The organism is Actinomadura hibisca NBRC 15177 (genome assembly GCF_001552635.1).
Taxonomy (GTDB): Bacteria; Actinomycetota; Actinomycetes; order Streptosporangiales; family Streptosporangiaceae; genus Spirillospora; species Spirillospora hibisca.
The window spans coordinates 200,921-215,278 of record NZ_BCRO01000031.1; the positions used below are offsets into that span (position 1 = coordinate 200,921).

Below are 14,358 nucleotides of genomic sequence, written 5' to 3' on the forward strand. Positions count from 1 at the left end.
GCGTGTTCTCCTATACGAGGTCGCGGCGGCCCAGCGGGAAGATCTGCGGGGCTCCGTCGCGGGGATGGGGGACGACCAGGGCCGACAGGCCGAACACCTCGGCGACGGTCTCCGCGGTGAGCACCTGGTCGGGCGGGCCCTGCCGGACGATGCGGCCGTCGCGCAGGGCGACGATCGTCGAGGCGTAGCGGGCGGCCTGGTTGAGGTCGTGCGAGACCAGCACGATGGTCTTGCCGGTCTGCTCGTTGAGGTCGGCGAGCAGGTCCATGACCTCGATCTGGTGGGCGATGTCGAGGTAGGTGGTGGGTTCGTCCAGCAGCAGCGTCGGGGTGTCCTGCGCCAGCGCCAGCGCGATCCAGACGCGCTGCCGCTGCCCGCCCGACAACCGGTCCACCGGCCGGTCCACCAGGTCGGCGGTGCCGGTCGCGGTGAGCGCCTCGGCGATCACCAGGTCGTCGGCGGCGGTGCGGCGCTGGCCGAGCCGGCGGTGCGGGTGGCGGCCCCGCCACACCAGGTCGCCGACGGTGATGCTCTCGGGGGCGATCGGCGCCTGCGGCAGCACGCCGAGCCGCCGGGCGACCTCGCGGGTGGGCAGCGCGTGCACGTCCGCGCCGTCGAGCAGCACCGACCCGGCGGCGATCGGCAGCAGCCGGGCGATCGACTTCAGCAGCGTGGACTTGCCGCAGGCGTTCGGGCCGACCAGCGCGGTGATCTGCCCGGCCGGGATCTCCAGGGAGAGCCCGTCGATGATCAGGGATTTGCCGTAGCCGGTGCTGATGCCGCGGGCTTCGAGCGCGGGGGTCGTCATGTCGGGTCTCCGGTGGTGCGTCGCAGGATCAGCCAGACGAAGTAGGGCGCGCCGATCAGCGCGGTGCAAGCGCCGGTGGGCACGGGGCTGATCACCGGGGCGTGCTGGGCGATGACGTCGGAGGCCAGCACCAGGACCGCGCCGACCGGGGCGGCCAGCCAGCCCGCGCGGTCGGCCCCGGCCAGCCGCGCCGCGATCGGGCCGCTGATCAGCGCGACGAAGGCGATCGGCCCGACGACGCTGGTGGCTAGGGCGGCGGCGGCCGCGCCGAGCAGCAGCGTCGCCGTCCGGGCCAGCGGCACCCGGGCGCCGAGGCCGGTCGCCATCTCGTCGCCGAGGGTCAGGCCCGACAGGGGGCGCTCCAGCAGCACCGCGCCGAGCGCGCACGCGCCCAGCGACCAGGCCAGGATCGTGACGCTCGTCCAGTCCGCGCCCGCCGCGCTGCCCACGAACCAGCGCATCGCGGTGGCCTGGTCCTGGTCGTCGGCCAGGGTGAACAGGTAGGTGTGGTAGGAGGTGAACAGGGCGCTGAGCCCGATGCCGACCAGCACGACCCGGTAGGTGTCCACGGTGCCGCGCCGGCGGCTGAGCGTGTGGATAACGCCGACGGCGGCGAACGCCCCGGCGAGCGCGGCCAGGGTCATGCCGTGCGGCAGGGCGGGCAGTAGCACCAGCATGGTGAGCGCGCCCGCGCCCGCCCCCGCCGAGACGCCGATGATGTCGGGCGTGGCCAGGGGGTTGCGGATGAGGCGCTGGTAGAGCACGCCCGACAGGCCGAACAGCGCCCCGGCGAGGACCGCCGTCAGCGCCCGTGGCATCCGGATCTTGAAGATCACGTAGTCGGCCAGGCCGTCGCGCAGGCCGAGCGCGGCGGGCGCCACCTCCGACAGCGGGACGCGCTTGAGGTCCACGGTCAGCGCGACCGCCAGCAGGCCGACCAGCAGCGCCGCCAGCAGCGTCACCAGGGCGGCGGTGCGGCGGGCCGCAGCGTGGCGACGGCGGCGCAGGAGAGCGGCGGTCTCGGTGGGCGAGGTCTTCGCGGCGTGGTCGAGGACGGTCATCACACCCGCACCAGGTCCGCGCGCCGGGCCAGCCACACGAAGAACGGCGTGCCGATCACGGCCGTCATCACGCCGACCTGGACCTCGCCGTCGCCGCCGGCCAGCCGTCCGGCGATGTCGGCGGCGCACAGCAGCACCGCGCCGCACACCATGGACATCGGCAACGACCAGCGGTGGTCGGGGCCGACCAGCAGCCGGGCCGTGTGCGCCCCGACCAGCCCGACGAACGCCACCGGGCCGACCGCCGCCGTCGCCGCCGCGCACAGCAGCACGCCGATCGCGGCGCCGACCAGGCGGGCGCGGGCGACGTTGACGCCGAGGCCGGTGGCGGTATCGGCGCCGAGGCCCAGCACGTTGAGGGTGCGGCCGAGCGGCAGCGCCGCCAGCAGCCCGACGGCGGCGAACGGCAGGATGTCGTCCAGCACGTCGGCGCGGCCGGTGAGCTGCCCGACCGACCAGAACCGCAGCTGGGCGAAGGCGGCCTCGTCCCGCACGACCAGCAGCGTGATCACCGAGACGGTGAGCGCGGCGACCGCGACCCCGGCCAGGACCAGGCCGAGGGTGGCGCTGCCGGTGTTGGCGCGCACGCCGATCGTGTAGACCAGCAGCGCGCTGACCGCCGCTCCGGCGAGCGCCAGCCAGAAGTAGTCGTGCGCGTCGTTCAGGTCCAGGAACAACACCCCGCACACCACGAACAGCGCCGCGCCCTGCTCCACGCCCAGGATGCCCGGGTCGGCGAGCGGGTTCATCGTCAGCGCCTGCATGATCATCCCGGAGCCGCCCAGGGCCGCGCCGACCAGCACGGCCAGCAGCGTGCGCGGGATGCGCTCGGTCCACAGGACGTGGGCGTTGTAGCCCTGCGCGTCGGGGTGCAGCAGGATGCGCACGGTGTCCCAGGGCGCGATGTCGCGCGCCCCGAGGCCGATGCCGCCGACGACCACGACGATCAGTGCGACCGCGCCGAGCAGCAGCACGGCCGCGCCCCGGGCGGGCCGGGCCGCCGGGGGTGATGTATCGGACATCGCTCGTTTACCGCTCTCTACCAGGCATAAGGCGAGTTAGGTTAGCCTTACTTCGTCATCGCCCGTCCAACGGTGGAACCGACCGGTCCCACTCAGCGGCCATCACCCGGAGGTCCACTACCGTGATCCAGGACGTTCTGCCCCGCCCGGAACTCGTGGTGGACGGGGACGAGGTGGAGGCGTGGGGGCACCTGACGCACGTCCACGAGTTCCACCAGTTCCTGTACGTGCCGCTCGGCTGGATCTCGGTGACGGCGCTCGGCCGCAGCCACCGGCTGTCGGGCGCGACCGCGCTGTGGATCCCGGCGGGCGTGCCGCACAGCGCCCGGTTCGGCGACGACGCGCTGATCATCTCCGAGGACTTCGACGCCGACCGGCACCGCCCGCCGTTCGATGCGCCCACCACCGTGACCGTCACCGAGCCGCAGCACCGCCTGCTGCTGAGCGGGTTGCGCGGCACGCCCCCGAGCGACGACGAGCTGTTCGCCGCGCTGATGACCGGGCACCGGCCGTGCCTGCCGCTGCCCCGCCCGACCAGCGCCGTCGCCGCCGCCGTGGCCCGCGACCTGGACCGCGAGCCGGGCGACGCGCGCACCGTGGAGGAGTGGGCGCGGGACTACTACACGAGCTCGACGAGCCTGCGCCGGGCCTTCCGCGTCGAGACGGGCCTGCCGTTCTCCGAGTGGCGGACGCGGCTGCGCCTCAACCGGTCCCTGGACCTGCTGGACCAGGGGTACCGGGTCGGGGCGGTGGCGGCACGCATCGGGTTCGCGAGCACGAACGGGTACATCCTGGCGTTCCGACGACACTTCGACCAGACGCCGGGCGCTTACCTGCGCGACACGCTGCCTGCGCCCCGTCGCGCCACTGCCTGAGGCTTCGGTGAGGAAACCGGGCTCTGCTTGATGCGGGCCCGGGGTGTTCGCGTGCCCTCCCGCCGTCACCGTTCGTTCCGCAGCGATTTACGCGAAAGCCTTTCCGAAGAAGGTTTAGGTAATAGTTGGCGAAGCGACTTGTCCCATCGTGGTCAGAGTCGAGTCAAGTAGCTAGTAAACAAGTTCGCTTGGTGAAGTCGTCCGCGAGCGATAAAACATGGCCTGACGTCGGAGTCTGTGCGGTCGAATCATGGTGTGCGGCCGAGGGCGGTCATCGGCGTAGCTAAATTTCCGACGTTACTGAAATGCTTTGGCGCGTAAGTCCCCCCGAGGAAGGGTTGGAAATGCGCCAAAGAAATGGTGCGCTACGGCGCCTGTTCATCGGCGGAATGGCGGGCGCCCTGGGCGCCTCGGCACTCGTCATGGGAGGCGCGCCGGCCGCGGTGGCGGCTCCGGCGGCCCCGGGCACGGCGGTCACCGCGGCGGCGCCCGTCAGCGCCGACGTCCAGAAGGCGATGAACACCAAGCGCATGTCCCGTGACGGGGCGGTCCAGGCGTACTGGACTCCCGAGCGGATGCGCGCGGCCATCCCGCTCGACCCGACGTCCAAGCGGACCATCGGCGGCCCCGCGCCCAAGGCCGGACCGGTGCGCACCGTGGCACCCGTCAAGGGCACGGCCAAGGCCCCGGCGGCCCGCAGGAGCGCGGGCAAGTCCCCCACCGCCAAGGCCGCCCTCGCCGTCAACGCCACCAGCACCGTCGGCAAGGTCTTCTTCCGCGACGCCACCGACGGGCTCGACTACGTCTGCTCGGCCGGCACCGTCAACAGCGGTTCCAAGCGGATGATCAGCACGGCGGGCCACTGCGTGCACCACGGGGCCGGCGGCGGCTGGCACCAGAACTGGACCTTCGTCCCCTACTACAACTACGGCAACCGCCCCTACGGCACCTGGAGCGCCAACCAGCTCGTCAGCTTCACCGGCTGGACCGCCAGCGGGAACCTCGACTACGACGTCGGCTTCGTGAAGGCGAACGACCTCAACGGCGCGCGCATCGTCAACAGCGTCGGCGGCAACGGCATCCAGACCGGCCAGTCCAAGACGCGCGCGATCACGATCCTGGGCTACCCCGCCGAGGCGCCCTACCCGGGCGACTGGCAGTACTTCTGCCAGGGCACCACGGCGGCGTCGGGCAACCGGATCTCCATGCCGTGCCCCCTCACCCGGGGGGTCAGCGGCGGGCCGTGGCTCTTCGGCTACGACAACAACACCGGCCTCGGCTACATCAACGGCACGGCCAGCACCACCAACGCCACGAGGACGACGTTGTGGAGCCCCTACTTCAGCAATGACGTCTGGAATCTCTACAACTACACCAACAACCTGGGCTAGGAACCACTAAGCCACTGCCCGCCAAGCCCGTCGCCCAAAAGGCGGCGGGTCTGCGCGGCATATCCTGGTCACCTGAGAAGGGAATTCTATGGCCCTCCCGCGCAAAACCGGATTGGCTGTTCTGGTCGCCGCCGTGGCGGTCGGACTCATCCTGGGTGCGACCCGCGCCCTCAACGCGTCGAACCGCCCTACTCCGCCCCCGAAAGATCCAGCGGCGCCGACCTCTCACCGTCCCGACCCGGCGCCGTCGGACTACTGGACCAAGGAACGCATGGAGAGCGCGCGGCCGGCGCCCATGCCGACCATCGAGGAGTAGCCGGCCGCTTCGTCGCGGACAGCTCCGGCGTCCGGGACTCGCGCATGAATATTAACAAACGCTGCGTGGTGGTACATTTACCTTCCGTAGCATCTTCCTCATGGTCAAACCCCCTCATGAGGCGATGCACCAGACCTTCCGTGACGACGATCTGCTGATCACGGCCGCCCTGCACTGCCTGAAGGGCGCCACCGTCGAGAAGGTCAGGCATGTCGACGAACTCCCCGGCGACATCACGACGCTGCTGCTGGAGGGCCGGGTCGACTCGGTGCTGATGGTGGAGCTGGACGGCGTCCCGTGCGTCCTGGCGGTGGAGGCGCAGAACGAGAAGGACGACGACAAAGAGACGCAGTGGCCGCTCTATGTGGCCTACCTGTACGCCAAGTACCGGGTCCCGGTGGCCTTGCTGGTGGTCACCAACCGGGCGAGCACGGCCGCGTGGGCCCGCCGCCCCCTGAAGGTCGAGGTGCCGCACCTGTGCACCACGATGACGGTGCACACGATCGTGTTCGGCCCGGACAACGTGCCGCTGGTGACCGACCTGGCGCAGGCCCGCGTGAACGTGGGCTTCGCGGCCTTCGCCGCCCTGGTGCACGGACGATCACCGGAGGTGACTGGCATACTGGAGACGCTGCATGTCGCCCTGGACAGCGTTGACATCAAGACTGCCAAGAACCTCGCCCGCATCACCTCGGCCGGTCTCATCAACCCGATGGCCAAGCAGAAGTGGAAGGAACTCATGTCCGCGCGAACCTTCGAATACCAGACCGACCTCGAAGCCGAAGGCGTAGCCAAGGGCGAAGCCAAGATGCTCCTGCACGTCCTGGACGGTCGCGGCATCACCCTGTCGGAGGAAGGCCGCGAGCGCATTGGCTCGTGCACCGACGAAGCCCAACTCCTGGCCTGGATGGACCGCGCCCTCAACGTCACCTCCGAAGAAGAACTCTTCGCCTGACACCACGCGGTGATCACACCTGAGGCCCGGACCATCCACGGTCCGGGCCTCACCCGTTATCGCCTCGCTGGGCCTGTATGAAGAAATAAGCGACTACCCGCGCAGTTCCCCAGTCACAGGCGATGACATTTCCGCTCAGCCGCTTTCCGGGGTGGGGCTCTGCCCGGGTAGGGGTGCGTTATCCCGAGCGGTGTCGCGGCGCTGGGTCAGCAGGAAGCGAGCTGCTGCCAGGAAGGCCACGAGCAGGGCGGCGACGAACAGCAGCGCTACGGAAGAGCCCAGATGGTGCACCGAACTCAGGTAGCTGGACTCCGTCCGGCCATCGCTCAGCTGCGTCAAGGTCAGTGCCTCGCGGCCCCCGATCGTCAGGGCCCCCGCGATCGGGCCCAGGACGGCCGGGGTTCCGCCCCAGCGTGTCGTCTCCGGGGCCACCGCAGCGACGGCGCAGGTCACCGTGGCCACCAGCAGAGCCAGGAGCAGGCCCGCCGGAATCCAGCGCGCCTGTGTGATCAGCTTTTCGGGAATTCCGCCGGTCGCCGCCACCAGCACGAGCAGCACCAGAGCGCTGGCCACCGCCCCGGAAGCCGCCAGGGCCGCTCGCCATCGGGTGAACCCGGCCGCGGCACCCGCCGCCAGTCCCACCAGCGCCGCCGCCACGGCGAAGACCCGGTGTTGCGGGGTCGCCGACAGGCCGAGCAACATCGGTGCAGCCATACCTGCCTGCACCGCCGCCACCGCGAGCGCGGCGACCCCTGCCCACACCCCTGCCAGCAGCGCGGCGAGCCCCGCGACGACCAGGGTTGCGAGGCCGAGCACCCCGACCATGACATACGAACGGCGTGCCAGCGAATCTCCGGATACCTCCAGCAGGCGGCTCACCCGGTCCAGCGTCACCACAGGCGGCAGGAACGCGATCAGTGTCGCCAGCGCTCCGGCCAGCGTGACGCGGATGCCCGGCCATCGTCCTGTCGCCCCTCGGAGCCGCGCCACCGCCACTCCGCCGCCCGCTATGGCAAGCACGGTGAGGGCGAGGAACAAGGCGTCTGTTCGCCACGGCAGGCTGAGCCAGGCGGCACCGACCAGCGTCGCGCCGACCAGTCCCGCTCCCACCGCGCAACCCGCCAGCGCCACCCCCGCCCCAACGGAACCGTCGTCTATGAGTTCCTGGGCTGCGGCCAGCACCGCCAACAGCACCAGCGCTGCCCCCGCCGTGCCCAGGGAGCCAACGGTCGGACGGGCTTGCAGCGCTCCCACGTAAGGCGTCAGGACGGCCGGAAGTGTCAGCGCCGCTCCCGCCAAGAGCAGCCACGACCACCGGCGGACCAACACCAGGCCGACGATGACCGCCACCACCGGCAGCCCCGCCAGCAGGAGGGCATCGCTGTTCCACGGGCCGCCCGCCGTCCGGACGGCGATCGCCCTCGGTATCGGCCCCTGACCCGCCCCGGTACCGACCAGCACTCCGATTCCGGACGCCGCCACGGCGAGGATCAGTCTCCGCCGCGCCACCCGCTCATCCGACCCTTGACCGTCCATGCCGACGACGGTCGCACGAAACGATCACCCTGTCGTGAGTACCGGTACTCATTCGCGGGCATCGATTCGATCACGGCCGCCCGCCCCGACCACCCCGGGACTTCCGATGAGCACCGACACCGCCGGTCCCGGCCCGGCCCGCGCCCGCCTCGCCGACCAGCTCACCGAGCACGGCGACCTGCGCTCACCTGCGATCCAGGCCGCGTTCCGCGCCGTGCCGCGCCACCTCTTCCTCCCGGGCACCCCGGTCGCCGACGCCTACACCGACGAGGTCGTGGTCACCAAGCGCGACGCCGACGGCAACGCGCTCAGCTCCGCCAGCCAGCCCACCATCGTCGCGCGCATGCTGGAGCAGGCCCGGCCGCGGCCGGGTCAGCGCGTCCTGGAGATCGGCGCGGGCACCGGCTACAACGCCGCCCTGTTGCGCGAGCTGGTCGGCGGAACCGGCCAGGTCACCACCATCGACATCTACGACGATGTCGTGCACGATGCCCGCCGCAACCTGGCCGCCACCGGCTACGGCGACGTCCAGGTCCGCAAAGGCGACGGCGCGGACGGCGCGCCCGACCGTGCCCCCTTCGACCTCATCGTGGTGACCGCCGGAGCCTGGGACATCCCCGCCGCCTGGTGGGCCCAGCTCGCCCCGCACGGCCGCGTCGTCGTCCCGCTGCGCTGGCGCGGCCTCACCCGATCCCTGGCCCTCGACCACCGGCCCGGCCCGCCCGCCTCGCTCACCGCCACCTCCCTGCACCTGTGCGGCTTCATCGCCATGACCGGCCCCAGCGACGGCGAACGCGCGGTGCCCATCGCTGACGACGTGGTGCTGATGGCCGACGAGGACCAGGACTTCGGCGACCTGCACGGCGTCCTCGACCAGCCGCGCGCCGAGGTCTGGTCCGGTGTGGTCATCGGCGGCGACCAGTCCTTGGAGGGGATCTGGTTGCGCATGGCCGCCGCCGAACCCGGCACCTGCCGTATCAAGGCCGCCCCCATCGCCGTAGCCACCGGTCGCGTCAACCCCGCCACCACCGTCAACCCCGCCCTCGCCGAACACGGTTCCTTGGCCTACCTGGCGATCCGCCGCACCGCCGAGGACAACTCGCGCGGCGAGATAGGCGCGATCACCCACGGCCCACACGCCGAAGACCTGGGCGAACGCATCGTCGCGCAGGTCCGGGCCTGGGCCGCCGCCCCCGACGCCCACCCCGCCATCACCCTGTACCCGGCGGCCACTCCTGCCCACGGGCCGACCGTCCCCAAGCGGGACAGCGTCCTTCTCATGAGCTGGTGACCACCGGGCTTGCGCGCCTCGTACCCCAACTGCCAGACGGTGCTCCTTGACCTTCGCGCTCGGACGGCCGCCCAGGTGGAACATCACCGCGGTCGAGGCGGCGATGACGGGCCGCCGATCACGATGACTTCGGTGTTCTCCGTCATGGTGTCTCCGTTTTCGGGGACTCGACGTCAGGACTCCGCGCCGCCGACAGATGTGACACCGTGTGAGGCGGATCACCTGCGTGGGCGGCGCCGCTCCGGGAGCGGCGCCGCCCCTCGCGTCACTGGAACGCGGGCATCAGGTGCTCGTGCACCAGGCGCAGCTGGGTGTCGACGTCCGCGACGCCCTCCAGCTCGCGGCCGGTGAACGACTTCACCAGCGCCGAGTCGGTGATGGCCAGGATCATGTGGTTCACGCCGGTCGGCGCGATGTCCTTCTCGATCTTGGCGCGGACCTCGTCGGGGGTGCCGGCGATCGACAACTTCTCGGTGATCTCCGGGGTGGTCAGCTCGATGCCGCGGGCCAGGTCGCCCGCGCCGATCGCCTCGATGATCGGGGCCACGTCGGCGGGCGAGACGCCGTTGCGCTCCAGCTGCTCGGCCGGCATCGCCGAGGCGTACAGGCCGACCATGCTGCGCGCGGCCTGCTTGGCGGCCTCGGAGTCGGGGCCGGTCGCGAACACGACCCAGGCGCCGATGTCCAGGGAGCGCCAGTCCTTGCCCGCCCGCTCGGCGCCGATGCGGAAGTGCTCGACCGCGTACTCGTACGCCTCGCGCGAGTAGCTGAGCGCGTGGTGCACGCCGTCGGACAGCTCACCGGCCGCCTCGAACGACTTCGGCCCGCGCATCGCGCCGATCTTGACGGGCAGCCGCTCCTGCACCGGGCGGGCGAAGGTGAACAGCCCGTCGTAGGAGTAGAACTCGCCGTCGCGGGTGATGGTGCCCTCGTCCAGCAGCGTGCGGACGACCGCGACGGCCTCCTTGACGCGGGTCAGCGGCTTGGTCTTCGTCCAGTCGATCTTGTACTGGGCCAGCACGCCGAAGTTGCCCGAGCCCAGCACGACCTCGGCGCGGCCGCCGGTCAGCTCGTCCAGGGTGGCGGCGGCCTGGGCGATCAGGGTCGGCTCGCGCAGCGTCACCGCCGACACGCTCGGGCCCATCTTGATCTGCGAGGTCTGCGCGGCGGCGGCGGCGAACAGCAGCCACAGGTCCTTGTGCCAGGGTTCGTCGGCGGCGTAGACGGCGTGGTAGCCCAGCTCGTCGGCCAGCCTGATCGAGGCCAGCGACTCGGTGAGGGGGTAGTCGGGGAGCATGGCGTAGCTGAACTTCACGGACAGGCCTTTCCTTGTTGGGGGGATGGAACGGTTCCTGTGTGGTTCGGGGTCAGCCCTTGATCTGCGTCCATGCCTGGGACCAGCGCGCGTAGTCCACGCACGTGTCGTCCCGGTCGTCGCCGCAGTCGCGGACGGGGGTCTTCCAGAACGCGACCCGCTTGTAGAAGGCGGCGTCGCCCACGTGGAAGGTGTTGCAGAAGCCCCGCGCGGTGTACCGGCACGCCTGCGGGTTGGCGGGCGCCTGGCCGAACCACTGGCCGACCTGGGCCTGCACCTTGGCGGTGGTGATCCAGTTCATCCAGCGGTACATGCAGTTGGGGTGCTGGGCCTTGGAGGAGACCATCCAGGTGTCGGACCAGCCGGTGGCGCCCTCGACGGGGATGGTGGTGGCGACCGGGGCCTTCTGGTCGCGGGCCAGGTTGGCGGTCACCTGCCAGGCGGTGCCCGCGTGGATGTCACCGATCTTGAACGACTGGATCTCGTCCAGGTAGCTGTGCCAGTACTGCACGACGTTCGGGCGCTGCTTTTTCAGCAGGTCCACCGCCGCCTCGAACTGCTCGTCCGACAGCGCGTAGGGGTCGGTGATGCCGAGATCGGGCCGGTGCGCCTTGAGGTACAGCGCGGCGTCGGCGATGTAGATCGGCGAGTCGTAGGCCGCGAGGTTGCCCGCGGCCGGCGAGTCGGGGTCCCACATCACCTTCCACGAGGTGAGGCCCTGCGGGAACTTGTCGGTGCGGTACATCAGCATGTTGGCGCCGTAGCCGTGCGGCACCCCGTACATCTGGCCGCCCGCCGAGTTGTAGGGCTGGTCCTTCAGGAACGGGGCGATGTCGCCGTAGTTGGTGAGCAGCGCGGTGTTCACCGGCGCGACGTCGCCGCCGTAGATGAGCCGCACGCTGGCGTCGCCGGAGGCGGACACGCCGTCGTAGCGGCCCGACTTCATCAGCGCGACCATCGAGTCGGAGGTGTCGGCGATCTTCGCCGACACCCGGCAGCCGGTGGCGCGGGTGAACGGGGTGACCCAGTCGACCTTCTTGTCGCTGGAGCCGTTCTCGGCGTAGCCGGCCCACACCACCAGGTCGAGCCGGCCCTCGCCGGGGCCGATGGTCTGCTGCACGGCGATCCGCGGCAGGGGCGTGCCCTGGCCGCCGGAGGAGCCGCTGCACGCGCCCGCCGTCGCCGCCGTGAGCAGGGCGAGCAACGCCGCCAGGCGGGTGGGGCGGCCGGCTCCGCGCGGGCGGGGTCGTCGGGGGCGCCGTCCCAGGGGGAGCCGGGCGGGAACGGCGCGCGGACGGTCTTCGGGCGGGGTCCTGAAGATCACTGAACGGGATTGTAGAGGGACAGGGCGCGTCCGTGTCACGCGAAACGACAAGATCGATTCCTTTGCCGGTCGGGTGCGCAAACCGGTGCGAACGGTTGTAGGGTCTCCTGCATCCAGTGACCGACAGCTCCCGACACGCCCGTCTCCGTCACCGTCAAGGGACCGTTGAGTGGGATCACGCACCAGCCGCCGGCGGCCCCGCCCGGGGACCGCCCGCTTCCGCACCGTCCGTTTCAAAGTCGTCTCGCTCGTCCTGGTCTCGCTGGTCTCGCTGGCCACGCTGTGGGCGTTCGCCGCGAGCCTGACGCTCGGCGAGGGCCTGAACCTGCGCAACGTCCGCACCGTCCAGGAGCACTTCGCCTACCCCTCCGGCGCGCTCGGCAGCGCGCTCCAGGCCGAGCGCCGCCTCACGCTGGTGTTCCTCGGCAGCCGCGCCCCCGGCGACCGCGCCGCGATGGAGTCGGGCCGCCTGGTCACCGACCGGCAGGCCGCGCTGTTCCGCCGGCTGGCCGGCGACCGGGGCGCCCAGGACGTCGCGCCCGACCAGGCCCGCCGCCTCGCCGGCGAGGTCACCGGCGGGCTGAACGCGCTGCCCGCCCGCCGCGCCGCCATCGACTCCGGCGCCACCGCCCGCCCGCAGGCGTTCGCCGACTACAGCGGGCTGCTCGGTGGCATCGGAGCGCTCCAGGGCTCGTTGTCCACGCTCAGCAACCCCGAGGTCGCCAAGGACGCCCGCGACCAGCTCGCGCTGGCCCGCGCCCGCGAGGCGCTGGCGCAGGAGGACGCGCACCTGGCGGGCGCGCTGGCCGCCGGCCGGATGACGCGCGCCGAGCACGCCGACTTCGTCAAGCTGGTGGGCACCCAGCGCTCGTTGTTCGGCCTCGCCGCGCCCGAGCTGCGGCCCGGCGACCGCGCCTACTTCGGCCGCGTCACCGGCACCCCCGAGTACGCCCGGCTGCGCTCGCTGGAGGACCGCGTCACCACCGCGTCCCGGCTCTCCCGCGTCGCCCAGGACCTGCCGGTGTTGTGGAAGACCACCGCCGACGCCAACCTGACCCGGCTGCGCGGCCTGGAGCTGTCGCTGTCCGCGCAGGCCGAGCGGCGCGCCGAGCCGATCTCCGACACCATCCTGCTGCGCGTGGTGCTGGCCGGCGCGCTCGGCCTGGTCGCGGTGGTGGCGACGGTCGTGCTGGCGATCTGGGTCGCCCGCTCGGTCATCCGCGACCTGTCGGGGCTGCGCCGCGAGGCCCTGGACCTGGCCGACCGCCGGCTGCCGGGCGTCATCGCCCGGCTGCGCCGCGGCGACGAGGTGGACGTGGCCGCCGAGGCGCCGCCGCTGTCGTTCCGCACCGGCGAGATCGACGAGGTCGGCCAGGCGTTCAACGCCGCCCGCCGCACCGCCATCCAGGGCGCCGTCGAGGAGGCCGCGCTGCGCCGCGGCATCGGCGAGGTCTTCGTCAACCTGGCCCGCCGCAGCCAGACGCTGCTGCACCGCCAGCTCAAGCTGCTGGACGCCATGGAGCGCCGGGTCGCCGACCCCGACGACCTGGAGGACCTGTTCCGCATCGACCACCTCGCCACCCGCATGCGCCGGCACGCCGAGGGCCTGATCATCCTGTCCGGGCAGACGCCCGGCCGCGGCTGGCGCAATCCGGTCGGGGTCATCGACGTCGCCCGCGCCGCCGCCTCGGAGGTGGAGGACTACACCCGGGTGTCGGTCGCGCCGATGCCGCCCGCCGCCATCTCCGGCGTCGCGGTCGCCGACGTCGTGCACCTGCTGGCCGAGCTGATCGAGAACGCCGCCGCGTTCTCGCCGCCGCACACCACCGTGCAGGTCACCGGGCAGCAGGTCGCGCACGGCTTCTCCATCGAGATCGAGGACCGCGGCCTCGGCATGGACCCCGAGCGGCTGGCCGAGGCCAACGCCCGGTTCGCCGCGCCGCCCGAGTTCGACCTGTCCGACAGCGCCCAGCTCGGCCTGTTCGTCGTCGGCCGGCTGGCGCGGCGGCACAACGTGCGGGTCACCCTGCGCACCTCGCCGTTCGGCGGGATGACCGCCATCGTGCTGCTGCCCGAGGAGCTGGTGGTGCGGGCCTGCGACGGCCGGGACGAGCCCGACGACGCGCCGCTCGCGCTGACCCGACGCAGCGAGGACGCCCTGGTCACCGCCGGTGTCGTGCACGGCCGCCGGCACGTCGCCGAGCTGTCCGCCGGGCCGCCCGACCGCGACGCCGACCCGCTGCTCGCCCCGGTCGAGCGGCTCATCACCGCCGCCCCCGAGCCCGACGAGCCGCCGCCGCCCCGGCCGCTGCGCTCGCCCGAGCAGATCCGGGGCCGCGAGCCGTCCCGCCCGCAGGCCGTGTCCCACCCCGAACCCCCGCCGGGCGCGCCGCGTCCGGAACGTCCCCCGGCCGCGCCGCGCGGCGAGCGCCTGCCGCCCGCGCAGCGCCCCGAACGCCCGCCC

The 14,358-nt window shown here is 72.1% G+C and carries 11 protein-coding genes; 5 read left to right on the top strand and 6 right to left on the bottom strand.

The window, feature by feature from the left end:
• Positions 1 to 10: 10 nt before the first annotated feature.
• Genes AH6_RS16390 through AH6_RS16400 form a run of 3 tightly spaced genes read right to left on the bottom strand, consistent with a single transcriptional unit; the run spans position 11 to position 2,891 of the window.
• A complete protein-coding gene (locus tag AH6_RS16390) occupies positions 11 to 808 on the bottom strand; it encodes an ABC transporter ATP-binding protein (RefSeq protein WP_067480310.1) in 798 nt (265 codons plus the stop codon).
• On the bottom strand, positions 805 to 1,869 hold the full coding sequence (locus AH6_RS16395) for a FecCD family ABC transporter permease (protein ID WP_067480313.1): 1,065 nt from the start codon (positions 1,867 to 1,869) through the stop codon (positions 805 to 807). The genes AH6_RS16390 and AH6_RS16395 overlap by 4 nt, the downstream gene beginning before the upstream one ends.
• On the bottom strand, positions 1,869 to 2,891 hold the full coding sequence (locus AH6_RS16400; protein ID WP_067480316.1) for a FecCD family ABC transporter permease: 1,023 nt from the start codon (positions 2,889 to 2,891) through the stop codon (positions 1,869 to 1,871). Before AH6_RS16400 ends, AH6_RS16395 begins: the two co-directional genes overlap by 1 nt.
• A gap of 122 nt (positions 2,892 to 3,013) precedes the next feature.
• Between AH6_RS16400 and AH6_RS16405 the strand changes: the two genes are divergently transcribed.
• The 3 genes from AH6_RS16405 (at position 3,014) to AH6_RS16415 (ending at position 6,428) form a co-directional block, all read left to right on the top strand.
• Positions 3,014 to 3,766 carry a helix-turn-helix transcriptional regulator gene (locus tag AH6_RS16405; protein WP_218005845.1) on the top strand — a complete coding sequence of 251 codons (753 nt, stop codon included), beginning with the start codon at positions 3,014 to 3,016 and terminating at the stop codon, positions 3,764 to 3,766.
• A gap of 422 nt (positions 3,767 to 4,188) precedes the next feature.
• The gene (locus AH6_RS16410) at positions 4,189 to 5,157 is read left to right on the top strand and encodes a trypsin-like serine peptidase (protein ID WP_157431513.1); all 969 of its coding nucleotides are present in this window, start codon (positions 4,189 to 4,191) and stop codon (positions 5,155 to 5,157) included.
• Between the two features lie 416 nt (positions 5,158 to 5,573).
• Complete coding sequence (locus tag AH6_RS16415) at positions 5,574 to 6,428, top strand: hypothetical protein (protein WP_067480323.1); 855 nt, start codon at positions 5,574 to 5,576, stop codon at positions 6,426 to 6,428.
• 135 nt (positions 6,429 to 6,563) lie between these two features.
• Here AH6_RS16415 and AH6_RS43780 read toward each other — a convergent pair whose 3' ends face one another.
• Positions 6,564 to 7,964, bottom strand: a complete 1,401-nt coding sequence (locus AH6_RS43780; protein WP_157431514.1) for a hypothetical protein — start codon at positions 7,962 to 7,964, stop codon at positions 6,564 to 6,566.
• 106 nt (positions 7,965 to 8,070) lie between these two features.
• Here AH6_RS43780 and fxlM point away from each other — a divergent pair, with 106 nt between their 5' ends.
• Positions 8,071 to 9,255, top strand: coding sequence for a methyltransferase, FxLD system (fxlM, locus tag AH6_RS16425; RefSeq protein ID WP_067480329.1), 1,185 nt, complete (start codon positions 8,071 to 8,073; stop codon positions 9,253 to 9,255).
• Positions 9,256 to 9,520: 265 nt separating this feature from the next.
• Here fxlM and AH6_RS16430 read toward each other — a convergent pair whose 3' ends face one another.
• Both AH6_RS16430 and AH6_RS16435 read right to left on the bottom strand, forming a co-directional pair.
• Positions 9,521 to 10,570, bottom strand: coding sequence for an LLM class flavin-dependent oxidoreductase (locus AH6_RS16430; RefSeq protein WP_067480332.1), 1,050 nt, complete (start codon positions 10,568 to 10,570; stop codon positions 9,521 to 9,523).
• A gap of 52 nt (positions 10,571 to 10,622) precedes the next feature.
• Positions 10,623 to 11,894 (bottom strand): ABC transporter substrate-binding protein, encoded by a 1,272-nt coding sequence (locus AH6_RS16435; protein WP_218005846.1) that lies wholly within the window; start codon positions 11,892 to 11,894, stop codon positions 10,623 to 10,625.
• Between the two features lie 169 nt (positions 11,895 to 12,063).
• Between AH6_RS16435 and AH6_RS16440 the strand changes: the two genes are divergently transcribed.
• Positions 12,064 to 14,358, top strand: a 2,295-nt coding sequence (locus AH6_RS16440) for a sensor histidine kinase (RefSeq protein ID WP_067480335.1), incomplete at its 3' end; no start/stop codon positions are given.

Excerpts from the sequence above, each read along its gene's own strand:
- AH6_RS16415 (WP_067480323.1), top strand. The coding sequence starts at position 5,574 with ATGGTCAAACCCCCTCATGAGGCGATGCACCAGACCTTCCGTGACGAC.
- AH6_RS43780 (WP_157431514.1), bottom strand. The coding sequence starts at position 7,964 with ATGGACGGTCAAGGGTCGGATGAGCGGGTGGCGCGGCGGAGACTGATC.
- AH6_RS16395 (WP_067480313.1), bottom strand. The coding sequence starts at position 1,869 with ATGACCGTCCTCGACCACGCCGCGAAGACCTCGCCCACCGAGACCGCC.
- AH6_RS16390 (WP_067480310.1), bottom strand. The coding sequence starts at position 808 with ATGACGACCCCCGCGCTCGAAGCCCGCGGCATCAGCACCGGCTACGGC.
- AH6_RS16410 (WP_157431513.1), top strand. The coding sequence starts at position 4,189 with ATGGGAGGCGCGCCGGCCGCGGTGGCGGCTCCGGCGGCCCCGGGCACG.
- fxlM (WP_067480329.1), top strand. The coding sequence starts at position 8,071 with ATGAGCACCGACACCGCCGGTCCCGGCCCGGCCCGCGCCCGCCTCGCC.
- AH6_RS16400 (WP_067480316.1), bottom strand. The coding sequence starts at position 2,891 with ATGTCCGATACATCACCCCCGGCGGCCCGGCCCGCCCGGGGCGCGGCC.